Annotated in this window: 24 protein-coding genes; 17 read left to right on the top strand and 7 right to left on the bottom strand. The window is 68.6% G+C overall.

Annotated features, from left to right (window positions below; translation table 11 throughout):
• Positions 1 to 133 precede the first annotated feature (133 nt).
• From FO470_RS12775 to FO470_RS12745, 7 genes are read left to right on the top strand one after another with little or no spacing between them, the layout of a single operon-like run.
• Positions 134 to 1255 carry an ABC transporter ATP-binding protein gene (locus tag FO470_RS12775; protein ID WP_144343361.1) on the top strand — a complete coding sequence of 374 codons (1122 nt, stop codon included), beginning with the start codon at positions 134 to 136 and terminating at the stop codon, positions 1253 to 1255.
• Positions 1256 to 1258: 3 nt separating this feature from the next.
• Positions 1259 to 2164, top strand: coding sequence for an ABC transporter permease (locus tag FO470_RS12770; RefSeq protein ID WP_144343360.1), 906 nt, complete (start codon positions 1259 to 1261; stop codon positions 2162 to 2164).
• Positions 2164 to 2964: an ABC transporter permease gene (locus FO470_RS12765; protein ID WP_186291947.1), complete on the top strand. Its 801-nt coding sequence runs from the start codon at positions 2164 to 2166 to the stop codon at positions 2962 to 2964. Before FO470_RS12770 ends, FO470_RS12765 begins: the two co-directional genes overlap by 1 nt.
• Positions 2965 to 2988: 24 nt before the next feature.
• Positions 2989 to 3816, top strand: a complete 828-nt coding sequence (locus FO470_RS12760) for a DeoR/GlpR family DNA-binding transcription regulator (RefSeq protein ID WP_144343359.1) — start codon at positions 2989 to 2991, stop codon at positions 3814 to 3816.
• A gap of 2 nt (positions 3817 to 3818) precedes the next feature.
• A complete protein-coding gene (locus tag FO470_RS12755) occupies positions 3819 to 4754 on the top strand; it encodes a proline iminopeptidase-family hydrolase (protein ID WP_144343358.1) in 936 nt (311 codons plus the stop codon).
• A gap of 59 nt (positions 4755 to 4813) precedes the next feature.
• Positions 4814 to 5851 carry a phosphotransferase enzyme family protein gene (locus tag FO470_RS12750; RefSeq protein WP_144343357.1) on the top strand — a complete coding sequence of 346 codons (1038 nt, stop codon included), beginning with the start codon at positions 4814 to 4816 and terminating at the stop codon, positions 5849 to 5851.
• A complete protein-coding gene (locus tag FO470_RS12745; protein WP_144343356.1) occupies positions 5848 to 7161 on the top strand; it encodes an aspartate aminotransferase family protein in 1314 nt (437 codons plus the stop codon). Before FO470_RS12750 ends, FO470_RS12745 begins: the two co-directional genes overlap by 4 nt.
• 56 nt (positions 7162 to 7217) lie before the next feature.
• Here the strand turns inward: FO470_RS12745 and FO470_RS12740 are convergent, their stop codons facing one another.
• Positions 7218 to 8291 carry a sensor histidine kinase gene (locus FO470_RS12740; protein WP_144343355.1) on the bottom strand — a complete coding sequence of 358 codons (1074 nt, stop codon included), beginning with the start codon at positions 8289 to 8291 and terminating at the stop codon, positions 7218 to 7220.
• Positions 8292 to 8484: 193 nt separating this feature from the next.
• Between FO470_RS12740 and FO470_RS12735 the strand changes: the two genes are divergently transcribed.
• A complete protein-coding gene (locus tag FO470_RS12735; RefSeq protein WP_144343354.1) occupies positions 8485 to 8715 on the top strand; it encodes a hypothetical protein in 231 nt (76 codons plus the stop codon).
• 284 nt (positions 8716 to 8999) lie between these two features.
• Here FO470_RS12735 and FO470_RS12730 read toward each other — a convergent pair whose 3' ends face one another.
• A complete protein-coding gene (locus FO470_RS12730; protein ID WP_272482973.1) occupies positions 9000 to 9899 on the bottom strand; it encodes a LysR substrate-binding domain-containing protein in 900 nt (299 codons plus the stop codon).
• Positions 9900 to 10107: 208 nt separating this feature from the next.
• Here FO470_RS12730 and FO470_RS12725 point away from each other — a divergent pair, with 208 nt between their 5' ends.
• The 9 genes from FO470_RS12725 (at position 10108) to FO470_RS12685 (ending at position 17773) form a co-directional block, all read left to right on the top strand.
• Positions 10108 to 10803: an ABC transporter permease gene (locus FO470_RS12725; protein ID WP_144343700.1), complete on the top strand. Its 696-nt coding sequence runs from the start codon at positions 10108 to 10110 to the stop codon at positions 10801 to 10803.
• Entirely contained in the window at positions 10803 to 11537 is a 735-nt protein-coding gene (locus FO470_RS12720) for an ABC transporter permease (protein ID WP_144343353.1), read from the top strand. The genes FO470_RS12725 and FO470_RS12720 overlap by 1 nt, the downstream gene beginning before the upstream one ends.
• On the top strand, positions 11530 to 12345 hold the full coding sequence (locus FO470_RS12715) for an ABC transporter ATP-binding protein (RefSeq protein WP_144343352.1): 816 nt from the start codon (positions 11530 to 11532) through the stop codon (positions 12343 to 12345). The genes FO470_RS12720 and FO470_RS12715 overlap by 8 nt, the downstream gene beginning before the upstream one ends.
• A 31-nt stretch (positions 12346 to 12376) precedes the next feature.
• Complete coding sequence (locus FO470_RS12710) at positions 12377 to 13213, top strand: lysine/arginine/ornithine ABC transporter substrate-binding protein (RefSeq protein ID WP_144343351.1); 837 nt, start codon at positions 12377 to 12379, stop codon at positions 13211 to 13213.
• A gap of 62 nt (positions 13214 to 13275) precedes the next feature.
• The gene (locus FO470_RS12705; RefSeq protein ID WP_144343350.1) at positions 13276 to 14400 is read left to right on the top strand and encodes an NAD(P)/FAD-dependent oxidoreductase; all 1125 of its coding nucleotides are present in this window, start codon (positions 13276 to 13278) and stop codon (positions 14398 to 14400) included.
• Positions 14381 to 14692 (top strand): (2Fe-2S)-binding protein, encoded by a 312-nt coding sequence (locus tag FO470_RS12700; RefSeq protein ID WP_144343349.1) that lies wholly within the window; start codon positions 14381 to 14383, stop codon positions 14690 to 14692. Before FO470_RS12705 ends, FO470_RS12700 begins: the two co-directional genes overlap by 20 nt.
• Positions 14689 to 16176, top strand: coding sequence for an FAD/NAD(P)-dependent oxidoreductase (locus FO470_RS12695; RefSeq protein WP_144343348.1), 1488 nt, complete (start codon positions 14689 to 14691; stop codon positions 16174 to 16176). Before FO470_RS12700 ends, FO470_RS12695 begins: the two co-directional genes overlap by 4 nt.
• A gap of 30 nt (positions 16177 to 16206) precedes the next feature.
• On the top strand, positions 16207 to 16551 hold the full coding sequence (locus FO470_RS12690; protein WP_144343347.1) for a RidA family protein: 345 nt from the start codon (positions 16207 to 16209) through the stop codon (positions 16549 to 16551).
• Between the two features lie 52 nt (positions 16552 to 16603).
• Positions 16604 to 17773 (top strand): mandelate racemase/muconate lactonizing enzyme family protein, encoded by a 1170-nt coding sequence (locus tag FO470_RS12685; protein ID WP_144343346.1) that lies wholly within the window; start codon positions 16604 to 16606, stop codon positions 17771 to 17773.
• Between the two features lie 36 nt (positions 17774 to 17809).
• On the opposite strand, the gene FO470_RS12680 is transcribed toward FO470_RS12685, so the two are convergent.
• Genes FO470_RS12680 through FO470_RS12660 form a run of 5 tightly spaced genes read right to left on the bottom strand, consistent with a single transcriptional unit; the run spans position 17810 to position 24336 of the window.
• Complete coding sequence (locus FO470_RS12680) at positions 17810 to 19546, bottom strand: ABC transporter ATP-binding protein (protein ID WP_144343345.1); 1737 nt, start codon at positions 19544 to 19546, stop codon at positions 17810 to 17812.
• A gap of 49 nt (positions 19547 to 19595) precedes the next feature.
• Positions 19596 to 20693: a siderophore-interacting protein gene (locus tag FO470_RS12675; protein WP_144343344.1), complete on the bottom strand. Its 1098-nt coding sequence runs from the start codon at positions 20691 to 20693 to the stop codon at positions 19596 to 19598.
• Positions 20686 to 22644 (bottom strand): Fe(3+)-hydroxamate ABC transporter permease FhuB, encoded by a 1959-nt coding sequence (gene fhuB, locus FO470_RS12670; RefSeq protein WP_144343343.1) that lies wholly within the window; start codon positions 22642 to 22644, stop codon positions 20686 to 20688. Before fhuB ends, FO470_RS12675 begins: the two co-directional genes overlap by 8 nt.
• On the bottom strand, positions 22637 to 23530 hold the full coding sequence (locus FO470_RS12665; protein ID WP_144343342.1) for an iron-siderophore ABC transporter substrate-binding protein: 894 nt from the start codon (positions 23528 to 23530) through the stop codon (positions 22637 to 22639). Before FO470_RS12665 ends, fhuB begins: the two co-directional genes overlap by 8 nt.
• Entirely contained in the window at positions 23527 to 24336 is an 810-nt protein-coding gene (locus FO470_RS12660) for an ABC transporter ATP-binding protein (RefSeq protein WP_144343341.1), read from the bottom strand. The genes FO470_RS12665 and FO470_RS12660 overlap by 4 nt, the downstream gene beginning before the upstream one ends.
• Between the last annotated feature and the right edge of the window lie 9 nt (positions 24337 to 24345).

Raw genomic sequence — 24345 nt, 5'->3', positions numbered from 1 at the left:
CGGCGAATGCCGACTTCGGGCCAAGCCCGGGGATGACGGCCTGACAGTGGCCAGCCGCTGCCTAGGATCGAAACGTTCGGCCATCCCACCACCGGCGACGACCGCCCGCCGCCGGGCCATCACGGAAGACGACATGCTCCAGACCTCGCCGACCGAAACCGCCCTCGTGGAAGCGCCCCCCAAGCCGATCCTCCAGCTGGTCGGCGTGCGCAAAACCTTCGGTGGTTTCACCGCTGTCGAAGGCATCGATCTCGATGTGCGCGCGGGCGAGTTCCTCACCATCGTCGGCCCCTCCGGCTCGGGCAAGACGACGCTGCTGCGCATGCTCGCCGGCATGGACACACCGAGCGAGGGCAACATCACGCTGCATGGCGAGCTGATCAACGACGTGCCGCCCAACCGGCGCCCGACCTGTCTCGTCTTCCAGTCGCTGGCGCTGTTCCCGCACAAGAGCGTCGGCGAGAACATCGCCTTCCCGCTCAAGGTGAAGGGCGTCGACGCGGCGGCGCGCAAGGCGCGCGCGCTGGAGCTGATGCGCGTCGTGCGCCTGCCCGAGAGCTATTTCGACAAGAACGTCATGAAGTGCTCGGGCGGCGAGCGCCAGCGCGTGGCGCTGGCCCGCGCCTTCGCCTACGACCCGGAAGTCCTGTTCTTCGACGAGCCGCTCTCCGCCCTCGACTACAAGCTCAAGAAGGCGCTGGAGAAGGAGCTGAAGGACCTCCACCGCGAGACGGGCAAGACCTTCATCTACATCACCCATTCGCTGGAGGAGGCGATGGTGATGAGCGACCGCATCGGCGTGATGCGCGCCGGCCGGCTGGTGCAGGTCGGCACGCCGGAGGAAATCTACGGCGCGCCCGTCGACCGCTTCGTCTGCGAGTTCGTCGGCGAGGTGAACACGATCAAGGTCGGGCGCGGCACGGATGGCGTCTGGTCGGGCCGCGACGTGCCCGGAACCTTCCAGGTCGCCCCGCCCCGGAACGGCGTCGCGACCGACGAGGCCTTCATCGTCGTCCGTCCCGAGTTCATGCGCTTCCTCGGCCCCGGCGACACCGCCGACAACCGGCTCGAGGGCACCGTCTACAACGAATACTCCCTCGGCTCGCGCATCCAGTACCAGGTGCGGGTGGACGCCAAGGACGGCGAGAAGGTGATGCTGGTCGAACTCTCCCGCGCCCGCGCCCTGCCCCCCAGCGCCGACAGCCAAGTGACGCTCGGCTGGGACGCCGCCGACGCCTTCACGCTGGAGGGCTGAGCGATGGCCGACATCGCCCTCGCCCACGCCCCCGAGACCGCCGCCGAGCTGAACCGTGCGCGAGCTCTCTCCGCCGGTGCCCGCTGCGCCCTGCCGGTGGCGATCCTGCTCGGCATCGGGTTCCTGGCGCCGCTCGTCGCCATTCTCGGCTACGCCTTCGCGACGCCGCGCTCCTTCGACGTGTTCCGCTCCTTCACGCTGGAGAACTTCGCCACCCTGTTCGATCCCTCGAACACGGTATGGCTGTCCTTCCTGTGGTCCTGCGGCTTCGCGCTGGCGACCGTCGCCATTCTCGCGGTGGTGGCCTATCCCATCGCCTATGGCCTCAACGTCGTGTTCGGCCGTGCCGCGCCGCTGATCAGCGTGCTGTTCGTCTTCCCGCTCTTCGTGTCGGAAAACGTCCGGCTCTATGGCTGGGTGCTGTTCTACATCAAGAACGGCGTGCTCGACGGCACGCTGAAATGGCTGGGCTTCTCCGGCGGGCCGGAGGTGCTGTACACGCCGGGCATCACCCTGTTCGGCATGGTCTACACCTACCTGCCCTTCATGCTGTTCCCGATGACGCTGGGCCTCGCCCTCGTGCCGCGCGACCTCGTCGACGCCGCGCGCGACCTCGGCGCCGGGCGGCTGTTCATCTGGCGCGAGATCGAATTGCCGCTCGCCATGCCCGGCATCCTCATCGGCATGCTGCTCACCTTCGTGCTGGCCATCGGCGCCACGGCGGAGGCCAAGATCCTCGGCGGGCAGTCGATCATCGTCATCTCGCACGACATCGAGATCGCCTTCACCTATTCGCAGAACTGGCCGCTCGGCTCGGCGCTGGCGGTGATCGTCACCGTCTTCATCAGCGGGCTGACGCTCTTCGCCCTGTCGAAGCTCGACCTCGACCGCATGCTGGGGAGGCGCTGATGGCCATCACCCACAAGCGCCGCGACGCCGCCATCTGGGGCTGGACGCTCTTCGTCCTCGTGGTGATCTACCTGCCCATCGCCTGCGGCGCGCTGGCGAGCTTCAACAAGAGCCGGTATTTCGGCTTCCCGGTGAAGCAGTATTCCACCGACTGGTGGAGCAAGACGGTCGATTCCATCGAGATCGGCATGATCGTGAAGACGTCGATCCTCGTCGCCCTGCTGGTGACGGTCGTCTCGGTGGTCATCGCCACCTTCGGCGCCCTCGCCTTCGCCCGCTACGACTGGAAGGGCCGCCGGCTCTACCAGAAGCTGATCCTCCTGCCGATCTTCTTTCCCCAGCCCGTGCTCGGCCTCGCCATGCTGCTCGGCTTCAACGCGGTGGGCATCCAGACGAGCTGGGCGACGGCGGTGTTCGCCCACACGGTGTGGATCGTTCCCGTCGTGACACTGGTCATCGCCATCCAGGTCTACGGTTTCGACCCTTCTCTGGAGGAAGCCGCCTTCGATCTCGGCTGCTCGCGGCTGCAGGTGCTGCGCGAGGTGACGCTGCCCCTGCTCTGGCCGGGCATATGGTCGGGAATGCTGTTCGCCTTCCTGCTCTCCTGGAGCAACTTCCCGCTGTCGCTCTATACGACGGGCGCGGACTCGACGATTCCCGAATGGCTCTATGCCAAGATGGTGGCCGGCTATACCCCCATGGTCCCGGCGCTCGGCACCATGGCGACGCTCGGGGCGGCGGCCCTGCTGCTCGCGGGCGGGCTGATCGGCCTTCTGGTGCGTCGGCGGGCGGCAGCGTGAGTGAAGCCGCATGAGTGAATGTGCATGAGCAGCGACGACATCATCCGAAGCGCCGAGCGGCGGCGCCCTCGCCTCGACAAGGCGGCACGACAGGATCGCATTCTCGCCGAGATGCGCGCCTCGGCGACGCTGAGGGTGGGCGACCTCGCGGCGGAACTCGACGTCTCCACCGAAACCATCCGCCGCGACCTGTTCGAGCTGCAGGAGCGCGGCCTGCTCAACCGCACCTATGGTGGCGCGGTGCGCCCCTTCGCCTCGGAGCCGGCCGTCACCGAACGGCACCGGATGATGGTGGCCGAGCGCGAGGCCATCGCCGCCGCCGCGGTGAAGTTCATCAAGCCGCGGGAAGTAATCGCCATCGGCGCGGGCGCCACCACCACCCATGTCGCCCGCCGCATGTCGGCCGAGTGCCGCGACCTCACCGTGATCACCCATTCCTTCTCGGTGGCGACGGTGCTCGCCGCCAATCCCACCATCGAGATCATCATGTGCCCCGGCCGCTACAACGCGCGCGAGGGCATGATGGTCGGCGTGGAGACCACCGAGTTCCTCCAGAACTACAATATCAACCGCGCGCTGCTCGGCATTTCCGGCATCACCACCGACGGCCTCGCCGACGCCGAGGCCCCCGCCGCCTCGGTCTACAAGGCGATGATGAACCGGGCGGCAGAGACCATCGTCGTCTCCGACCACAGCAAGTTCGGCATCCCCTCGCTCGCCATCTGGGCGCGCATCCCGGACATACAGCGCCTCGTCACCGACCGCGCGCCGGACGGAGCCGTCGCGCGGGCGCTGGTCCGGGCGGGCGTGGAGATAACGGTGGCGGATTCATCCAGCGCGGGGCGGGCCTAGCGATGTGGCAGACCCTTCCCGCCGATGCGCGGATCGACGTCGATGTCGACGGCCATAAGGTGGTCGCCTACAGCTACGGAACGAGCAACGAGGTCGTATTCCTGCTGAACGGCGGTCCCGGCCTGCCCTGCGACTATCTCCGTGACGCGCATTCCTTCCTGAGCGAGCACGGCTACCGCGTCGTCGCCTTCGACCAGCTCGGCTGCGGCGCCTCCGACAGGCCGGACGATCCGGCGCTGTGGACGATCGGCCGCTATGTCGAGGAGGTCGAGACGGTGCGGCGAGTGCTCGGCCTCTGCAAGGTGCACCTGCTCGGCCACTCATGGGGTGGCTGGCTCGCCATCGAATACGCGCTGACCTATCCGCAGGCGCTCAAGACGCTGATCCTCGAGGACACCGCCGCCGACCTGCCGCACCTGATGAGCGAGATGCACCGGCTGCGCGCCTCGCTCGGCCCAGAGACGGTGGAGATGCTGCTCGCCCACGAGGCGGATGGCAGCTACGACCATCCCGAATATCAGGCGGCGATCACGCTGCTGAACTACCGCCATGTCTGCCGGCTGCAGGAATGGCCGGCGCCGCTCCTCGCCTCGCTGAACGACTGGAACCTGGCGCCCTACATGGCCATGCAGGGGCCGAACGAGTTCCTCTATATCGGCAATCTGAAGGACTGGAACCGTGTTCCCGATCTCCCGCGCATCGCCTGCCCGGTCCTCATCACCGTCGGCCGGCATGATGAGATCACCCCAGCCTGCGCGCTGCGGATGAAACAGAACCTCGCTCATGCCGAGCTGGTGGTCTTTCCCAATTCCAGCCACATGCCCTTCTACGAGGAGCCGGCCGCCTATGATGCGGCGCTGCTCAGTTTCCTCGCCCGCCATGCCGGAGCAGCCACATCCGATGGCCCGGTAACGGCGGTGTCCGGCGCAGTGCCATGAGCCTCGACGCCCTGCCGATCATGGATGCCCGATCCTCAGGACCTGATGAAGCCCCGACGATGACCGAACCCATGTATGACGAGGCATTCCTGACGCGGCTGGAGGGCGGCCTGCGAGCCGCCCTGCCGCGCTGGGGACTGTCCGGCGGCACGCAGCTCAAGCTGCTGACCATTTCCGAGAACGCGACCTTTCGCGCGCACGATCCGGCGGCAGGGCGCGACCTCGTCTTCCGTGTGCACCGGCCGGGCTACCACAGCCGCGCGGAGATCGAATCCGAGCTTGCCTGGCTCACAGCGCTGGGACGGGACGGCGTGGTCCCGACGCTGACGCCGGTTCCCCAGACGGATGGTGCCTTGATCGCCGATATCGACGATGACGGGCGCACCCGCCATGTCGTCGCCTTCAACCTGCTGCCGGGACGCGAGCCGGCGGAAGGCGAGGACCTTCCTCGCTGGTATCGCGAGCTCGGCGCCATCAACGCGCGCCTGCACGCCCATGCGAAACGCTGGCAGCGCCCCGACGGCTTCGTGCGCAAGCGCTGGGACTATGAGGCGATGCTGGGCGAGGTGCGGTTCTGGGGCGACTGGCGTGCCGGCCTCGGCCTCGACACCGAGGGCCGCGCGGTGCTGGAGCGCACGGCGAGCGTGCTACGCCGCCTGATCGAGGACTACGGCACGGATGAAAGCCGCTTCGGCCTCGTCCATGCCGACATGCGCGTCGCCAATCTTCTGGTCGACGGCGACCGGCTGTCGGTGATCGACTTCGACGATTGCGGCTTCTCGTGGTTCCTCTACGACTTCGCCGCCTCGGTGAGCTTCAGCGAGCATGAGCCCTACATTCCCGAGTTGCAGGCCGCGTGGATCGAAGGCTACCGCACGGTCGCCCCCCTTGCTGACGAGGACTGCGCCATATTGCCGGTCTTCATCATGCTGCGGCGGATGCTGCTCACCGCCTGGATCGCCTCGCACTCGGAAACGCCGACAGCGCTGGCGCTGGGCGAAGCCTATACGTCGGGCACTGTCGACCTCGCCCGCATCTTCCTTGCCACCTATGACGCGGATGGCGCGGACATCGTACCCGGGAGTACGGCCTCATGAAGAGCCCGGAACTGCAGATCCTCTCGCTCAATGCCTTTTCCGGCGGCGGCGCTTCCCTCGCGCCCGACGTCGCCGCGCTGGTGGAGCGCCGGAAGAAGAGCTTCGGCGCCGGCTCGGTGCTGTTCTACGACGAGCCGCTGAAGATCGTGCGGGCCGAAGGCGCCTATCTCCACGCCTCCGACGGGCGCGCCTATCTCGACTTCTACAACAACGTGCCGACCGTCGGGCATTGCCATCCCAAGGTGGTCGAGGCGGTGCGCCGGCAGGTGGGCGAGTTCAACATCCACTCGCGCTATTTGTTCGACGTCGCGCACGATTATGCGGAGAAGCTGCTCGCCACCTTCCCCGCCTCCCTGAGCAATCTCGTGCTCACCTGCACGGGCAGCGAAAGCAACGACCTCGCCCTGCGCCTCGCCAAGCGTATGAGCGGCGGCACGGGCTTCGTGGTGACGAAGACCGCCTATCACGGCAACACCGCCACGGTGACCGAGGTCTCACCCTCCTCCTACAAGCACGGCAAGCCGCCGAGCCATGTGCGCACCGTGCCGCCGCCCGACCCGGCGATCTTCGGCAACGACATGGCTCAAGGTTTCGCCGACGCGGTCGCCGCCGCCATCACCGGCATGGAGGCCGACGGCATAAAGTTCGCGGGACTGCTGGTCGACACCATCTTTTCCTCGGACGGCGTCTACGCCGATCCGCCCGGCTTCCTGAAAGCCGCGATCGAGGTCACGCATGCCGCCGGAGGACTGTTCATCGCCGACGAGGTGCAACCCGGCTTCGGGCGCACCGGCACGGGCATGTGGGGCTTCGCCCGCCACGGCATCGAGCCCGACATCGTGACCATGGGCAAGCCGATGGGCAACGGCTACCCCATCGCGGGCGTGGTGACGCGGCCGGAAATCCTCTCCGCGTTCTGCGGCGATTTCGGCTACTTCAACACCTTCGCCGCAAGCCCGCTCGCCACCGCCGCCGCGCTCGCGGTGCTGGAGGCGATCGAGGAGGACGGGCTGATCGCCAATGCCGCCCATGTCGGCCGCCATCTCATGGCCCGGCTGAAGCGGTTGCAGGCGAAGGCGCCGATCACCGCCGTGCGCGGGGCCGGGCTCTATCTCGGCGTCGAGTTCGGCACGGAAGACGGGCCGGCGCCGGCGATCGCCAAGGGGTTGATCAACGGGCTTCGCTACCGTGGCATCCTGATCGGCGCTGCCGGCCAGTATGGCAACGTGCTGAAGATCCGCCCGCCGCTCTGCATCACCATCGCCCATGCCGACATGCTGGCCGACGCGATGGAGGAGTTGCTAGGCTGAGAGAGCATGCCCAGTGCCCTCCTCCGCAGCAATGGCTGCCGTCCCGCGCGAGCGGATCAGCCCTCGCCCTGATCATCGACGTGGATGCGCCGCATCGTCGTCGCCAGCTCGAACCGGACGCCTTCCGGCCGCATCTCCATGCGGCTGTCGCCGCCGAACTCCATCCCCACGGCCCGCACCAGCTTCGTCCCGAAACCGACGCGGCCGGAGGATCGGACGATAGGACCGGCCACTTCCTCCCACACGAGCCGGAACTCGTCATCGGTTCCCGGCCGGCCGGCGCTCCAGCGAAGGAGGATGTGGCCCTCGTCGTTGGACAACGCCCCATATTTCAGCGCGTTGGCGGCGAGTTCATTGATGGCGAGGGACAGCGAGAGCGACTGCTTGGCGGAAAGATCGACCGGCGGCCCCTCCAGCCGGATCCGCTCGGCCTGCGCGCTGTAAGGAGCGAGCGCGCCTTCGATCACCCGCACGATCGGCGCGCTGGTCCAGCTCAGCCGATTGAGGGTGGAATGCGCGGCACTCAGCGCCATCAGGCGCTGGTTAAGCGCTTCCTCCGCATCGGAGGCCGACGCCGATACCTGGAATGTCTGGCGCGCGATGCCGAGCACGATGGCCAGCGTGTTCTTGATCCGGTGCCCCAGCTCCGCATTGATCAGCTTGATGTTTCGTTCCGTCTCGACCCTGGCCGTCGTCTCGATGACGGTATCCATCATGCCGACGATATGGCCCACCTCGTCCCGGATGGGGGTGTAGGCGAAGGTGAAATACGCCTGTTCGGGATAGCCACGCCGGTTGATGACCAGCGGGTAGTCTTCGATGAAGGTCGAATGACCGTCATAGGCCCTCTCCTGCAGCGGGCCGATGAGATGCCAGACCTCGCTCCAGATGTCGCGGAACGAACGGCCGAGGCAATCCGGCTTGTCGCCGAGGATCGGCGCAAAGGCGTCATTATAGATGGTGATGAGCTCCGGACCGCATATGACGGCCTTGGGAAAGCCGGAACTCAAGGCCAGCCCGACCGCCGTCTTGAGAGCCGCGGGCCAGGTGTGGATGGGCCCCAGCGGGTTGGATGGCCAATCAAACGCGCGGACGGCAGCCACCATGCCCTCACCACTGCCAAGAAACATCGTGTCGTCCGAATTCACCATTCACGCCCCGGATGTTCGCTGCCTATATGCACACAGCTGATCGGGAGAAGCGAGCGGATCGCGCGCGCCCCGATAGAACGGCGCCAGCGGAAAAACTTCAATCGGCTCACGGGACTTGTGCCGCGAGGAGGGGTTACGTTGGCGAGCGCGACTTGAAGGGGATCATGGCGCCTTGATCTGGTTCGTTCGACTGCTGGTACTCGCGGGCGGCGTTACGCTGACTGGCGGCGCTGCCGCCGCCCTCGCGGCCCTTCTGGCCGATGCGGGCCTGCTCGGCACCTGTTTCGAGGGCGCCTGTGCCTATGCGGCGATATTCGTCGCCTTCCCGCTCCTGTGGCTCGGCCTGTTCGCCGCGTTCGTCACCGGCTGGATCTGGTACGCGCGGCACCGGCACCGCCCATAGCGGCGGTTCAGGTCGCCGTTCATGCGGCTCTTGCTTTCCTTCACTCCGGAGGCGGCATTCTCCCGGATGGATCAGGGAGATCCCCTCCCCGATCCATCTTCCGCAGCCGGATGGCGGAAGCTATTGCCCCTCCTCGAAGATCCACAGCTCGGCGGTCGGCTGTGGCAGGCCGCTGGCATTTTCGCGCAGGCCGAGAAAGGCCGGAATCCGATGCTTCTGTTCGTCGGAAAGCGCGGCGAAGAGAGGGATGGGAGCCGCAGCGACCGCCTTCAGTTCCTACCCGTTCACCGCCGTCCGACCAGCTCGTCGTGATAGATCCAGAACTCCTTCGCGAACTGCTCGACGAGCGCCGAGGTGACGCGGTGCTCGGGACGGATGGCCAGGAAGCCGGCATCGATGAACACGCTGAAGGCCCGCACGGCAACGTTGCGTCCACGGAACTCGCTGGCTGAGGTAGGATCGATGATGGCGATGCCAGCCCCCTCGTCGACGAGGCTGAGCGCGGTATGCGAGAGGCGGGTCTCCAGCGTCGAGAGACGCGGCACGCCGGCAAGAGCCACCTCGACGCGCATCGCGAAGACCGTGCCCGGCTCCAGGCTGATCATGCGCTGGTTGCGCAGATCCTGCGGCTCGATGAGCTCCTTTGCCGCCAGCGGATGATCGGCCGGGATGGCCACGACGGCGGCGATCGGATGGGTTTCGATGATGAAGCCCGGCCGATCCAGCGGACCGTCCGCATAGCCGATATCGGCTTGGCCGGCCGCCACCGCCTCGATCACGGCGGTGGACGGCAGTCCGCTGAGCGAGGCGTTCAGGTTCGGCTTGTCGCGCAGGAAGCGGGCGAGAAAGCGCGGCAATATCCCGTTTCCCAGCGCCGGCATGGCGGCGATGCGCAGCGTGCCGGCCGCCTGCCGGCCGATCTCCCGTGCCAGAAAGGCGATCCGGTCGAGGCCGACGAATGAACGCTCGACCTCACGCATGAGCGTGACTGCTTCCGGGGTCGGGCTGATCTGGTTGCCCCGGCGCTCGAACAGGCGAAGCCGCGTGGCATCCTCGAAATCGCGGATCAGCCGGCTCACCGCGGGCTGCGTGACGGACATGAGCTCGGCCGCCGCCGTCATCCGGCCGGTCAGCATCACCGCGCGAAAGGCTTCCACCTGCCGAAGATTGATCCGTGATTTCATAACATTTGTTTATTCATGAGGCCTGATTACGAATTTGACGGAATACGGCTGCAATGCAAGCTTCCGTCGCACCACGGGAATTCATCCACTCACGGTCGCTTCCCGCAAACCAGAACCAGATGCGCCGGCTATCGCCGTCGCCATCCTCGACGCATGGGCAACATGCGCGTGGAGCCGAGGGGCTACGTGCTTGCAGTACTTCCAGCTCATGGGCTTCGGCCCGGATGGGTGGGGTCGCGACATGCTCGCGGCCGCCGGCATGACGATCGGCGTCAGCATCGTCGGCTTCGTCGCCGGCGTCCTGTTCGGGTGCTGCGGCGCGGCGGCGAAGCTCTCCCGCTTCGGCTCCCTGCGCTGGACCGCCGAGGTCTACACGACCGTGTTCCGCGGCGTGCCGGACCTCCTGGTCATCTATCTCTTCTATTTCGGCTCCAGCTCGCTCATCACCTCGGTAGCATCGATGTTCGGCGCGCAGGGCTTCGTCGGCGCACCCGCCTTCCTGACCGGCGCACTGGCGATCGGCGTCGTCTCGGGCGCCTACCAGACGCAGGTCTTCATCGGCGCAGTCGAAGCGCTCCCTAGGGGTGAAATCGAAGCCGCCCGCGCCTACGGTATGTCCTCCTTCCTGCTCTTTCGCCGGGTCGTCCTGCCGCAGGCCATCCGCTTCGCCATTCCGGGCGTGGCCAATGTCTGGCAGCTCGTCCTCAAGGAATCGGCGCTGATCTCCGTCGTCGGACTGATCGAGCTGATGCGGCAGGCACAGATCGGCGCGGGCTCGACGCGGCAGCCCTTCAGCTTCTTCCTCACCGCCGCCGCGCTCTATCTCCTGATCACCTTCGTCTCGGGCATCGGCTTCCAGGCCTTGGAGAAGCGCGCCATGCGCGGCGTCCGGAGGCCGGCGTGATGCTCGACCTTCCCTTCTTCCTCGACACGCTCTCCACGCTGATCGGCGGCGTGCCGCTCACGCTGCAGCTCACGGTGCTCTCGGTCTCCTCCGGTGCGATGCTGGCGTTCGCGCTGGCGCTGATGCGGGTGAGCGGCAACCCGCTGCTCGACTATCCCGCGCGGTTCTACATCTTCGCCTTCCGCGGCACGCCGGTGCTGGTGCAGATCTACATCGTCTATTACGGCCTCAGCCAGTTCCCGGTGCTGCGCCAGAGCATGCTCTGGCCCTTCCTGCGGGAAGCCTACTGGTGCGCGGTAATCGCCCTCGCACTCAACACCGCCGCCTACAGCGCCGAGCTGATCCGGGGCGGGCTGAACTCCGTGGCGGTCGGGCAGATCGAGGCCGCGCGCGCCCTCGGCATGTCCCGCCCCCTCGCCTTCCGGCGCATCATCCTGCCGCAGGCGTTTCGGCAAATGCTGCCGGCCTACAGCAACGAGATCATCCTCATGGTGAAGTCGACGGCTTTGGCCTCGACCATCACCCTGCTGGAGGTGACGGGGCTGGCGGCCAAGCTGATCTCGCAGAGCTACCGGCCGGTCGAGGTCTTCATCGGCGCCGGCGCCATCTACCTCACCATCAACTTCCTCATCGCCCGGCTCTGTGCCGCGCTCCAGACCGCGCTCTCACCGGAGAAGCGGGCGGCTCCCGCTCCGGCGCAGAGCCCCGAAACCGAGGCACCCCGGCATGGCTGACCCGACCCTGGCCGGACGGCCGAACACGCCCGCCGTCGAACTCGCCGGCATCCGCAAGAGCTACGGGCATCATGAGGTGCTGCACGGCGTCTCGCTCGCCGCACAGGACGGCGAGGTCGTCTCCATCCTCGGCGCGTCGGGATCGGGGAAGTCCACCCTGTTGCGCTGCATCAACATGCTCGAAATCCCGGATGCCGGCACCGTCGCGATCCAGGGAGAGGCCATCGCGATCACGCGTCGGCCGGGACAGCCACCGCGCTCCGCCGACATGGCGCAGGTGGGCCGACTACGCGCCAAGGCGACCATGGTGTTCCAGTCCTTCAACCTGTGGTCCCACCTGACGATCCTTGAAAACCTCGTCGAGGCGCCGGTGCACGTGCAGAAGCGCGACCGCCGGGAATGCCTCGCCGAGGCCGAGGCGCTGCTCGCCCGGGTCGGCATCGCCGACAAGCGCCATCACTATCCCGCGCATCTCTCCGGCGGGCAGCAGCAGCGAGCGGCCATCGCCCGCGCGCTCGCCATGAAGCCGAGCCTGATGCTCTTCGACGAGCCCACATCCGCGCTCGACCCCGAGCTGGTGGGCGAGGTGCTGAAGGTCATCCGCGATCTCGCCGCGGAAGGCCGGACGATGCTGATCGTCACGCACGAGATGGGCTTCGCCCGCGAGGTCTCCGACCGCGTCGTCTTTCTCCACCGCGGCGTGGTCGAGGAGGAAGGCCCGCCCGCAGAGCTGTTCGCCAATCCGCGTTCGGACCGCCTTCGACAGTTCCTGTCGCGCGAGGGCTGGAAAACGTCCGCACCGTGTTAGCTGCCGACAAAACCAACCAGAGGGTAGACATATGAAATTCAAGGCCTTTCTCACCGCCGCCGCGCTGCTTGCGGCCACCACCGCCGCTTCCGCCGAGGGGCCAGTGGTCCGCATCGCCACCGAGGGCGCCTATGCACCGTGGAACTTCTCCGGTCCGAACGGGAAGCTGCAGGGCTTCGAGATCGAACTCGCCGATGAGCTGTGCGCGCGCATGAAGGTCAAGTGCGAGATCGTCGCCCAGAACTGGGACGGCATCATTCCCGCCCTCGAGGGCCGCAAGTACGACGCCATCATGGCGGCGATGAGCGTGACGCCGCAGCGCGAAAAGGTCATCTCCTTCTCCACGCCCTACGCCGCCGGGATCAACGGTTTCGCCGTGCTCTCGGACTCCCCGCTCGGCAAACTTCCCGGCACCGGCGAGACCTATTCGCTCGACACCCAGGAAGCCGGCGCCAAGACTCGCATCGACGAAATGAAGGTGTTGCTCAAGGGCAAGGTCGTCGGCGTGCAGGGCGCGACCACCGCCTCGACCTTCATGGAGACCTACTTCCAGGACATCGCCGATATCCGCGAGTACAAGACGACCGAGGAGCACAATTTCGACCTGATGAGCGGTCGTCTCGACGCGGTTGTCGCCAACGCCACCGTGCTCGCCGCCGCGCTCGACAAGCCGGACATGAAGGGCGCGCAGCTCGCCGGCCCGATCTTCTCGGGTGGCGTGTTCGGCGTTATCGCGGTCGGCCTGCGCAAGGACGACTCCGCGCTGAAGGCGAAGTTCGACGACGCCATCAAGGCGGCGATCGCCGACGGCACGGTCAAGCGCCTCTCCGAGAAGTGGTTCAAGGTCGACGTCAGCCCCCGCGGCTGAACTTGGCGATCCGGTGCGACCTATCCGGCCGCACCGGCCTCAAGGGCATGACGGAACGATTCATGGCCAATACCGACGCATGGGATATCGCCGTCATCGGCGGCGGGCTGGTCGGCGCGTCGATCGCCTGGGGGCTGACGCGCTGCGGCCTGCGCCCGCTGGTGCTCGACGGCGAGGATCTCGACCTGCGGGCATCGCGCGCCAATTTCGCGCTGGTCTGGGTACAGGGGAAGGGACGTGGCGCGGCGCACTACGCTCTCTGGTCCAGCGCTTCGGCCGGGAGATGGCCGGAGTTCGCCGTGGCGCTGCGCACGCAGACCGGGATCGATATCGGCCTGCGCCAGCGCGGCGCGTTCAGCTTTGCCCTGTCACGCGGCGAACTCGACGCGATGCGTGCGGAGATGGAGACCATCGCACGCGAGACAGCCGGTAAAGCCGAGCCTTATGAGGTGCTCGGCCCCGGCGAGACGCGCGATCGCGTGCCATCGGTCGGAGCCGAGGTCGTGGGCTCCGTCTATTCGAAAGCCGATGGCGACGTGAACGCGCTGCGCCTCTTCCGTGCCCTGCACGCGGCACTGCAGGCCGCCGGCGCATCCTACCGCTCCCACAGCACGGTGACGCGGATAGAGCCGCAGGCCGGGGGTTTCCGACTGCATGGAAACTGGGGCGAGGTGTTCGCCCGGCGTGTCGTGCTCGCCGCCGGCGTCGGCAACGCGTATCTGGCGCCCATGGTCGGGCTCAGCGCGCCGCTCAAGCGCAGCAAGGGGCAGATCATCGTCACGGAGCGATGTGCTCCCTTCTTCCCCTATACCTCCGCCACGATCCGCCAGACCGACGAAGGCGGCGTCATGATCGGCGACAGCGAGGAGACCGATACGGCTTCCATCGCTACCAATCAGGACATCAGCGCCGTTCTCGCCAACCGCGCCCTACGCGTCTTTCCGGCCCTCACCAACCTGAATGTGGTGCGAAGCTGGTCGGGCTTCCGCATCAAGTCGATGGACGGCCTGCCCATCTACGAGCAGTCGGCAACCCATCCCGGCGCCTTCCTGACACTCTGCCACTCCGGCGTGACACTGGCGGCTAACCACGCGCTCGTCGTTGCGCCGCAGATCGCTGCCGGTGCGCTGTCAACCGAGCTCTCCCCTTTCGATTCGCGGAGGTTCCATGTTCCGCAGGCTGCGTGAGCCCTCCCCCTCCGATACCGTGACCTTTTCCTTCGACGGTCGCGCCCTGCGCGCCGCGCCGGGGCAGAGCCTCGCGACGGCGCTTCTGGCCGCCGGCGTCAGCGCCTTCCGCACCAGCGTGGTCGGCGGCGAACCCCGCGCGCCCTATTGCCTGATGGGAGTCTGCTTCGACTGCCTGGTCACGGTGGACGGCGTACACAACCGCCAGAGCTGCCTGATCGAGGTGCGCGACGGCATGGTTGTCGAGAGCCAGGACGGCGCCCCTGCCATCGCTGCGGAGAGCGCCGCATGAGCGCGCGGCTTCTCTCCCATGTCGAACAGCTCGACGAGGCGTACGACCTCGCGGTGATCGGCGCCGGCCCGGCGGGCCTCGCCGCCGCGACCGAGGCCGCCGAGGCCGGAGCCCGCGTGCTGCTGCTCGACGAGAACGGCACGCCCGGTGGACAAATCTATCGCGCTATCACGCGCAACGACCCGCAGGAGCTGCCGTTCCTCGGACGCGACTACTGGAAGGGTAAGGCGCTTGCCGATTCCTTCCTCGCCGCCACCCTCGACTACGCTCCCACCGCGACCGCCTGGAGCCTCGATCCGGCGCCACAGGACAGGGATGAGAAAGCGACCGGCCTCGCCCGGATCGGCGTCTCGCTGGGTGGTGCCGCCCGCCGGATCGACGCGCGCGCGGTGCTGCTGGCGACCGGTGCCATGGAACGCCCGATGCCCGTGCCGGGCTGGACCTTGCCGGGCGTGATGACCGCGGGCGCGGCGCAGATCGCGCTCAAATCGGCGGGCATCGTCCCGACAGGACGCGTGGTTCTCGCCGGCTGCGGACCGCTGATCTACCTGCTGGCCGCCCAGCTTCTCGACGCCGGCACGCGGATCGTGGAACTGCTCGACACGAGCGACCGGGAACGGCGCCTTCCGGCGCTCCGCCATCTGCCCGGCTTCCTGCGGTCGCCCTACCTCTCCAAGGGCCTCGGCCTGCTGTGGAAGGTTCGCCGCTCGCTGAAGGTGGTATCCGGCGTCACGGCGCTGCGCATCACCGGGCAGGGAAGCGCCGAGGCGGTCACTTATTGCAGGGGCGGCCGGGAGCGCACCCTCGCCGCCGACTGCGTGCTGCTGCACCAAGGCGTGGTGCCGAACATCAACCTTGCCAGCGCCGCCGGCTGCGCCATCGAATGGAACGAGACGCAGCGGGCCTTCCAACCGACGACCGACGGCGAGGGACGCAGCTCGCTGCCGGGCGTGTTCGTCGTTGGGGACGGCGCCGGCATCGGCGGCGCCGAACATGCGGAGGTCTCCGGCCGCATTGCCGCGCGGGCCGCGTTGCGCGACCTCGGCCTCGCGCCCGAGGCAGGCGACGACCTGGCCGCGCTGGTGACGCAGAGGCGGCGGCTCGCCCGCGGGCGAGCCTTCCTCGACAACCTCTACCTGCCCGCCGAGCCGTTCCGCGCGCCGCAGGACGACGAAACCATCGTCTGCCGCTGCGAGGAGGTAACGGCGGGCCAGGTGCGCGAGGCCGTCGCGCTCGGCGTGCCCGGCCCCAACCAGCTCAAAACCTTCCTGCGCTGCGGCATGGGACCATGCCAAGGGCGCATGTGTGCGCTCACGGTCTCCGAGATCATGGCGGCCGAGCGCAGCGTGAGTCCGGCCGAGATCGGCGTCTATCGACTGCGCCCGCCGGTGAAGCCGCTGCGGCTCTCCGAGCTGGCCGCAATGCCGCAGACGCCGGAGGCCCTCATCGCGGTCACCGGGCGGACGGCGGACGGCGACCACTGAATTCCCGATCCATCTGACAAGGAGAAGACAATGGCGACGAGACAGCTTCGCACTCCCATCATGCACCGCGTCGTCGAGCATAACGGCATGGTGTTCGTCGGCGGCACGACCTGCGACGACGAGAGTCTCGACATGGCCGGGCAGACCCGCGAGATCCTGGCGAAGCTCGACACCTATCTGGCGGAAGCCGGCACGGACAAGACCAAGCTGCTTTCGGCGACGATCTTCCTGACCGACCTCAACCGCAAGCCGGAGATGGACGCTGTCTGGAAAGCGTGGGTGGCGCCTGAAAACCTGCCGGCACGGGCGACCGTAGGCGTCGCCGATCTCGGAGGCGACACGCTGATCGAGATCGTGGTGACGGCGCACAAATAACCCCCTTCGGCACTCACCCGCCGCCGTTCCTCTTACCCGCAAGGCGTCTTTCATGAAGATCACCCATGTCGCGATCTATCGCGTGGAGGGCGGCGGCCTGCGTCCCGTTCTCGTCGAAATCAGCACCGACGAAGGCATCACCGGCTTCGGCGAGGCGGGCGTCGCCTATGGCTATGGTGCGGCGGCAGTCGCCGGCATGCTGGAGGACATGGCCCCGCATCTCGCCGGCCGCGATCCCTCGCACGTCCGGGCCATCTGGCAGGATCTCTACGACCATTCCTTCTGGGCCAAGGGCGGCGGCGCGATCACCTTCGCGGCGATCAGCGCCATCGAGCTCGCGCTCTGGGACATCAAGGGCAAGGCCCTGGGCGTGCCCGTCCACGAACTGCTTGGCGGCCCGGTGCGCAGTGAGGTGAAGGTCTACGCCAATGGCTGGAACCACGAATATGACGACGTGGCGAAGTGGGCGCGCGCCGCCGCCCGACCACTCAAGGACGGCTACCGCGCGCTGAAGTGCTACCCCTTCGCGCACGAGCTGCCGGACGGAACCTTCCGCCACGTGTCGGCCCGCATGGTCGACGACAGCCGGTTCCACCGAGCGGTGGAAAGGGTGAAGGCGCTGCGCGCCGAGGTCGGCCCCGAGATCGAGATCATGCTGGACCTGTCGGGCGGGGTCTGCGACGATCAGCTCGTCCGCTTCCTCGACGTGTGTCGCGATCTCGATATCCGCTGGATCGAGGAGCCGGTCGACCCCTTCAATCTGGCGGGCCTCGCCCGAACGGCGGCGCGAACCGCCATCCCGATCGCGGTTGGGGAGCGGGTCTACGGGCGCGCGGGCTTCCGCAACGTGCTCGACACCGGCGCGGTTTCTATCGTCATGCCCGACATCGCCAATTGCGGCGGCCTGCTGGAGGCGGTGCAGATCGCCGGCATGGCGGAGACTTACAACGCCCGCGTGTCGCCGCACAATTGCGCCAGTTCGCTGTGCTCGGCCGCCTCGCTCGCGCTCTGCGCCGTGATCCCCAATGCGATGAATCTCGAGATCTATCCGTATTTCTCGGATTCGAACTCCTATGTGCAGGTGCTGGAGAACCCGCTCGAGCGCGAGATACGCGGCGGCGTGGCCGGCGTCTCTTCCGCGCCGGGCCTCGGGGCGATCATCGATCACAAGGCCATTGCGCCCTTCAAGGTCTTCGACAGCGGCGCGACAGCCACCGCGTGAGCGCGCTGCGGAGCCGCCCTTCCCGGCGGCTCCGGCTCAGCCGCCGACCAGCGCCGGCCCTTCGCCGAACTGGGCCTGGTAGAGGCGCCGGTAGAGCCCGCCGCGGGCCAGCAGTTCCTCATGCGTCCCCTGCTCGGCGATACCGTCGGGCGTGACGACGACGATGCGATCGGCGTCGAGCACGGTGGCGAGGCGGTGGGCGATGACCAGCGTGGTGCGCCCGCGCGCCAGTTCGTCGAGCGAGCGCTGGATCTCCCGTTCGGTATGGGTGTCCAGCGCCGAGGTCGCCTCGTCGAGGATCAGAATCGGCGGGTCCTTGAGGAAGATGCGGGAGATGGCGAGACGCTGCTTCTGCCCGCCGGACAGCTTCACCCCACGCTCGCCGATCAGCGTGTCCAGCCCTTCCGGCAGCTCGGCGATCAGCGTGTCGAGCCGGGCGCGGCGGGCGGCGGCGAGGATGTCCTCCTCGGAGGCATCGAGCCGGCCATAGGCGATGTTCTCGCGGATGGTGCCGCCGAACAGGAACACGTCCTGCTGGACGATGCCGATGTTCCGACGCAGCGAGGCGAGCGTCATGTCACGAATGTCGATGCCGTCGACGGTGATGCGTCCGCCATCGATCTCGTAGAAGCGCGGCAGCAGCGACAGCAGCGTCGTCTTGCCGGCCCCGGAGGGACCGACGAAGGCGACCGTCTCGCCCGCGTGGATGGGCAGGTCGATGCCGGTCAGGATCGGCCGGTCCGGCGTATAGCCGAAGCGCACGTCCTCGAAGCCGATGTCACCCTTCAGATGGCCCACCGCCTGCGCGCCCGGCCGGTCCGCGATATCCGGCTCGGTGCCGAGCAATTCCTGATAGCGGCGGAAGCCGGCGATGCCCTTCGGGTAGGTCTCGATCACCGCCGCGATCTTGTCGAGGGGCCGGTAGAACACCGAGACCAGCAGCAGGAAGCCGACGAAGCCGCCGATCGACAGCGTGCCCTGCACGACGAACCAGGCGCCTGCGAGCATGACCGCGAGTTGCACGAGGCGCATCGCCATGTAGTTCAGCGCCTGGCTCGCCGCCATGATGCGGTAGGCGTCGAGCTTGGTGTCGCGGTAGCGGGCGTTGTCGCCGGCGAAGAGACGGCGCTCGTAATCCTCGTTGCCAAAGGCCTGCACCACGCGGATGCCGCCGATGTTCTCCTCCAGCCGCACGTTGAAGGCGCCGACACGGCCGAACTGTGCCTGCCAGTTCCGCGTCATGCGTCCCCCGTAGCGGGCGACGATCAGCGCGGTGAAGGGGACGATGAGCGCGGTGAGGAGCGCCAGCGGCGGGTGCACCCACAGCATCAGCAGGAAGGCGCCGACGAAGGTCATCACCGCGATGAACAGGTCTTCCGGCCCGTGATGGGCGATCTCGCCGATCTCCTCAAGGTCCTTGGTGACGCGGGCGACGAGGTGGCCAGTCTTGTAGTTGTCGTAGAAGCGGAAGGAGAGCTTCTGCAGGTGCTCGAAGGCCCGCTCGCGCATCTCGGTTTCGATGTTGATGCCGAGCACATGGCCCCAATAGGTGACGACCGCCATCAGCCCGCTGTTGAGCGCGTAGACGGCGAGCAACCCGACGGCCGCGAGCAGGATGAGCTGGATGTCGGCCTGCGGCAGCAGCAGGTCGACGAAGGCCTTCATCGCCATGGGGAAGCCGAGTTCCAGCAGCCCGGAAAGCACGGCGCAGCCGAAGTCGATCAGGAACAGACGCTTGTGCGGCCGATAGTAGGAGAAGAAGGCCTTCAGCATGCGGCGCGCTCCCTGTCGGCGCACCACCCCGAGGCCATCATCGAACGTATCATTCCCGGTCCTGCTCCTCGACGGCGGTGTCGCCGCTGCGCCCCAGCCGCCAATAGGCGGCGACCTGCGCGTCCTGCTTCGCCATGCCGCGTTCCGCGCGCAGCCAGCTCCGGATGGCCCGCGCGGCGCGATGCTCGCAGCCGACCGTCACATGCCCACGCCCCCCGACCGGCCATTCCATGGCCCGAAGCGCGCGCTCCAGCAAGTCCGTCGTGCCCGCCGGAGCGCCGTCGCGGTGCAGCCACCGAAGCTGAAGATCGGTGTGCGAAGCGATCGGCTGTTCCTCCGCCATATCGGCCACTTCGACGAGGGCGATGACCCGTCGGCCCGCCGGCAGCCCTTCGGCGATGCGGGCGATGACCGGCAACGCGGTCTCGTCGCCGGCAAGGACATGCCAGTCCGCGTCCGGCGGCAGGCCGCCGCCCGGTCCCATCACCCCGACCGGATCGCCCGGCTGAGCCCTGGCCGCACAGCGCGAACCGGGGGCGTCGTCATCTTCGTGCAGCACCATGTCGACATCGATCGTGCCCGCTGCGGGATCGAGGCGCCGGATCGTGTAGACGCGGCGGATCAGGGCGTCCTCGCCTTTCGGCCAGAGCGTCCTCCCGTCCGGTGCGGCGACCGGCCAGACGGGAGGACGCCCGGCGGGAGGAATGAGCAGGCGCACATGCAGGCCCGCCTCCCCGTCGAGGGCCGCGACATCGCCGCCCGCCAGGGTCACGCGGCGCATCTTCGGCGTGAGCTGCTGGGCGCCTACGACCCGCATCTCATGGAAGAACGGGATGCGGTGCTGGCCCGCCGCGTCTCCCGACCAGGAGAAGCGGGAAGCCGTGTCGCCCGCGAAGATGGCGAGATGCTCCGCCAGCGCGTTCTTGACCACATAGAGCGCGGTGGCATCGACGCCTTCCGCCCGCAGATGCAGATGCGCCTTCCCGGCGCGCAGCTCGGCGCGGCCGAACGGGCTCTCGATCAGGCCGCCCTCGGCGGTGCGGGTGACATGTGCATGCTCGACGAAATGCGCGCACAGCGTCTCCACCATGCCCCGGGGATCGGCGAGCGGAACGCGCGCCTCGGCGACGAGAAGGGTCTCAGTCACGCTGCGTTCCTCCACGGTGAAGCAGCCAGATGAGGTAGGGCCCGCCGATGAGGGCGGCAAAGAGGCCGGTGGGCACCTGATAGGGAAACACGACGAGGCGCGCCAGCCAGTCGGCAAGGATCAGCAGCAGCGCCCCGAGCAGCAGGGCGGCGGCGAGTTGCTCGCGCAGTCGGACGAAGCCCATCAGACGGGCGAGATGCGGCGCCATGAGGCCCACGAGGCTCAACGGGCCGACAACGAAGGAAGCCGCCGCCGTGAGCAGCGCGGCGAGCACCGCCAGCACCAGCCGCGCCCGGCGCACGGGCATGCCGAGGCTCCGGCTCGCCGTCGCGCCCAGCGGCAGCACGGTCATCCATCGCGCCAGAAGAAAAAGCGGCGCGACCAGCACCAGTGCCGCGCCAACGGCGGTCCACGCCTCGAACGGGCCGACGCGGTTGGTCGAGCCGGACATCCAGACGAGCAGCATGTAGGCCGTCATGCCGCCGCTCGCGAGCACGGTGGAGATGACCGCCATGCACAGCGCGCCGCAAGCAATGCCGGCGAGCAGCAGACGCTCCGGCCCGAAGCCCCAACGCGCGGCCACCGCGAGCATCACCAGCAACACGGCGAGCGAGCCGGCGCCCATGCCGACCAGCACCAGCGGCCCGGTGGCGGCACCGGCGAACAGCAGCACCGCCAGCCCGACGCCGCCGCCGGCGCTGACGCCGAGCACTTCCGGGCTCGCCATCGGATTGCCGGTCATGCGCTGCATGACGAGACCGGCGGCGGCCAGCATCATTCCTGCCCCGCCAGCGGCGACGAGCCGGGGAGCGCGGAACGGCAGGAGCTCGGCGAACAGCTCGCCGCCCGCGACGTGCCACCCGTTCGCCGCCCGGCCGATGGTCAACGCGCCCAGCGCGACGAGAAGAACCACGCCGGCGATGCCCGCGAGCGCCCATGCCGGCCGCCGCAGCCGGCGCGCCGCCGCCGCCGTCCTGTGGCGCAGCCGATCCACCGAATGGACGCGCGGCAGCAACCAGAGCAGCAGCGGGCCGCCGAGCAGAGCCGTGGCAGCGCCGGTCGGCGCGAGGTCGTGCCCGTCCGTCCCCGCAAGCTGGACGAAGCTGTCCGCGAGAGAGAGCACGAGCGCGCCGGTGATCGGCGCCAGCGTCATGATCTGGCGCGAGGTGCCGGCACCGGCGAGGCGGGCGAAGGCCGGCGCCGCCAGACCGACGAAGCCGATCACCCCGACCTCCGCCGTCACCGTCGCGGCCAGCCAGACGGCGACCGTCATTGCCGCCAGCCGGGCACCGGCAAGGCCGAGGCCGAGGCTGCGGGCGCCGGCATCGTCGAGCCCCAGCAGCGCCAGCGGCCGCGCGAGCAGCGCCGTGGCGGCGAGACCGAGGACGAGGCGGGAGCCGATGGTCGCGACGCTGCCCCATCCCTGCTGCGCCAGAGACCCCGCGCCCCAGATGTAGAGCGAGAGCACGTACTCGCCCCGCGCCAGAACGAGCGTCGCGCTGACCGCCCCCGCGACAAGCGCGATCATCATGCCCGACAGGACGACGGTGACGGGATCGAGCCCCCGGCGCCAGCCGAGTGCGAGGACGAGCACGGCCGCCCCCGCACCGCCGGCCAGCGCGATCGTCTCCCGGCCGGCGACGGCCAGTCCCGGCGCGAAGGCAAGGACGAGCGTCAGCGCGAGCTGGGCTCCGGCGGCGATGCCGAGCGTCGAGGGATCGGCGATGGGGTTGCGCAGCACGCGCTGGAGCAGGGCGCCGGAAAGCCCGAGCGCGCCGCCCGCCAGCAGCGCCACGGCACCGCGCGGCAGCGCGACCTGCCAGAGCACCACGTCGTCGAGGCCGGGCACGCCCGGCCGCGTCAGGACCGCGGCGACGGCCGCGCACAGAGCGAGGAGCGCGGCCCCGCCCCACAGGCGGGAGAAGCGCAAATCAGCCACGGTATCAGCCACGGCCCGCGCCTTCCGCCCGCACCAGCGCCTCGGTCAGCAGCCGGGCGAAGCGGCTCGCGGAGGGCAGCGCACCGAACGGATCCACCGATCCGAGCCAGAGCACCCTGCCCGCCTTCACCGCCGGCAAGGCGTGCCAGAAGGCGCTGCGCTCGAACACCGCGACCGCATCCGGCGGATGGGGAGCGACCGCCGCGACGAATGCATCTGGGTAGCGTGCGAGGGTCTCGATGCCCACCGGCGCCGTAGCGGAATAGCCGGTCGGTCCGCTCCACGCATTGGCGAGGCCGAGCCGCGCCAGCGCCTCGCCGATCATGCTGTCGAAGCCGAAGGTGCGGAAATGGCGCGCATCGCCGAAATTGATCGCCAGTACCGGCCGCTGGACGGCGGTGAGACGCTCGCGCTGCGCGTCGAGGCCGGCCTGCGTGCGGGCGATCAGCACCTCGGCGGCGCCGGGGATTCCCAGCCGGGCGGCGATGGCGCGGGTCATCGCCAGCATCGGCTCGTAGGGTGCCTGCCCCGGCACGTAGAGCGTGAAGCTCTCCACCGGCGCGATGCGGGCAAGGCGCGGCTCCAGCGCGGCATAGAAGTTCGAGTTGAAGATGATGTCGGGCCGCGCCAGCAGCAGCGTCTCGAGGTTCGGCAGGCCGCGCAGGCCGAGATCGGCCACGCCCGGCGGCACCGGGGGCTCGACCGCCACCTCGCGGAACTGGACCAGTTCGGTCGCGGCGACGGGCGGGTGGCCGAGCGCCAGCAGCGTCTCCAGTATCGCCCAGTCGAGCGTCGCCGCGCGCGGGGACGCGAGGCCCTGCGCCCGCACGCCGCCGGCGGCCAGCGCAAGGGCCGTCGCCAGCACGGAGCGACGGCTTATGGCACGCGGGACGCTCACGCGACGTAGCCGATGGGAGCGCCGCTGACCGGATGGGCGAAGACGCCCATGGGCAGGCCGTAGATCACCGTGAGACGCTCCGGCAGCATGATCTCGCCGGCCGGCGCGCGGGCGACGATCCGGCCGTTGCCCAGCGCGACGATCTCGTCGCAGTAGCGCGCGGCGAGGTTGATGTCGTGCAGCACGACCACCACCGACAGCCCCCGCTCGCGGCTGAGCGCGTGCACCAGCCGCAGAATCTCCTCCTGATGGGCGAGATCGAGCGCCGAGGTCGGCTCGTCGAGCAGGAGCCATTCGGTGTCCTGCGCCAGCATCACGGCGAGCCAGGCGCGCTGGCGCTCGCCGCCGGAGAGCGTGTCGACCGCGCGCTCGGCGAGGGCCTCCAGCCCGGTGCTGTGGATGGCCGCCTCCACCCTGTCGGCGTCGGCGGCGGTGAAGCGGCCCAGCATGCCGTGCCAGGGATAGCGCCCGAGCGCCACCAGCTCGCGCACGTTCAGCCCGTCGGCGGGCGGCGTGAACTGCGGCATGAAGGCGACCCGGCGGGCGAAGCCACGCTCGCCCCACGCGCCGGCCGGGAGCCCGCCGAAGCGCACCTCCCCGCCCGTCGCCGCGAGATCGCGGGCGAGCAGGCGCATGAGGGTGCTCTTGCCGGAGCCGTTCGGCCCGACGAGGCCGTAGACATGCCCGGGTTCCAGCCGCAGCGACACCGGGCCGAGGATGGCCCGGCCGGGCACGTCGTAGCGCGCGTCGACGAGGTCGAAGAGGCCGGGGCCGCCGGAGGCGGGTGTCGGGGCGGAACGGGGCATCAGGCGCGC

The sequence above is a fragment of the Ancylobacter moscoviensis genome, from assembly GCF_007559435.1.
GTDB lineage: Bacteria > Pseudomonadota > Alphaproteobacteria > Rhizobiales > Xanthobacteraceae > Ancylobacter > Ancylobacter moscoviensis.
This window is presented reverse-complemented; position numbering and strand designations above follow the sequence as displayed.

What these genes read in the sequence shown, in the direction of transcription:
- FO470_RS12725 (WP_144343700.1), top strand. Translation starts at nt 10,108, where the DNA reads ATGGGCTTCGGCCCGGATGGGTGGGGTCGCGACATGCTCGCGGCCGCC.
- FO470_RS12760 (WP_144343359.1), top strand. Translation starts at nt 2,989, where the DNA reads ATGAGCAGCGACGACATCATCCGAAGCGCCGAGCGGCGGCGCCCTCGC.
- FO470_RS12700 (WP_144343349.1), top strand. Translation starts at nt 14,381, where the DNA reads ATGTTCCGCAGGCTGCGTGAGCCCTCCCCCTCCGATACCGTGACCTTT.
- FO470_RS12770 (WP_144343360.1), top strand. Translation starts at nt 1,259, where the DNA reads ATGGCCGACATCGCCCTCGCCCACGCCCCCGAGACCGCCGCCGAGCTG.
- FO470_RS12775 (WP_144343361.1), top strand. Translation starts at nt 134, where the DNA reads ATGCTCCAGACCTCGCCGACCGAAACCGCCCTCGTGGAAGCGCCCCCC.
- FO470_RS12680 (WP_144343345.1), bottom strand. Translation starts at nt 19,546, where the DNA reads ATGCTGAAGGCCTTCTTCTCCTACTATCGGCCGCACAAGCGTCTGTTC.
- FO470_RS12755 (WP_144343358.1), top strand. Translation starts at nt 3,819, where the DNA reads ATGTGGCAGACCCTTCCCGCCGATGCGCGGATCGACGTCGATGTCGAC.
- FO470_RS12695 (WP_144343348.1), top strand. Translation starts at nt 14,689, where the DNA reads ATGAGCGCGCGGCTTCTCTCCCATGTCGAACAGCTCGACGAGGCGTAC.
- FO470_RS12750 (WP_144343357.1), top strand. Translation starts at nt 4,814, where the DNA reads ATGACCGAACCCATGTATGACGAGGCATTCCTGACGCGGCTGGAGGGC.
- FO470_RS12705 (WP_144343350.1), top strand. Translation starts at nt 13,276, where the DNA reads ATGGCCAATACCGACGCATGGGATATCGCCGTCATCGGCGGCGGGCTG.
- FO470_RS12765 (WP_186291947.1), top strand. Translation starts at nt 2,164, where the DNA reads ATGGCCATCACCCACAAGCGCCGCGACGCCGCCATCTGGGGCTGGACG.
- FO470_RS12745 (WP_144343356.1), top strand. Translation starts at nt 5,848, where the DNA reads ATGAAGAGCCCGGAACTGCAGATCCTCTCGCTCAATGCCTTTTCCGGC.
- FO470_RS12690 (WP_144343347.1), top strand. Translation starts at nt 16,207, where the DNA reads ATGGCGACGAGACAGCTTCGCACTCCCATCATGCACCGCGTCGTCGAG.
- FO470_RS12715 (WP_144343352.1), top strand. Translation starts at nt 11,530, where the DNA reads ATGGCTGACCCGACCCTGGCCGGACGGCCGAACACGCCCGCCGTCGAA.
- FO470_RS12730 (WP_272482973.1), bottom strand. Translation starts at nt 9,899, where the DNA reads ATGAAATCACGGATCAATCTTCGGCAGGTGGAAGCCTTTCGCGCGGTG.
- FO470_RS12685 (WP_144343346.1), top strand. Translation starts at nt 16,604, where the DNA reads ATGAAGATCACCCATGTCGCGATCTATCGCGTGGAGGGCGGCGGCCTG.
- FO470_RS12740 (WP_144343355.1), bottom strand. Translation starts at nt 8,291, where the DNA reads ATGTTTCTTGGCAGTGGTGAGGGCATGGTGGCTGCCGTCCGCGCGTTT.
- FO470_RS12710 (WP_144343351.1), top strand. Translation starts at nt 12,377, where the DNA reads ATGAAATTCAAGGCCTTTCTCACCGCCGCCGCGCTGCTTGCGGCCACC.
- FO470_RS12720 (WP_144343353.1), top strand. Translation starts at nt 10,803, where the DNA reads ATGCTCGACCTTCCCTTCTTCCTCGACACGCTCTCCACGCTGATCGGC.
- FO470_RS12660 (WP_144343341.1), bottom strand. Translation starts at nt 24,336, where the DNA reads ATGCCCCGTTCCGCCCCGACACCCGCCTCCGGCGGCCCCGGCCTCTTC.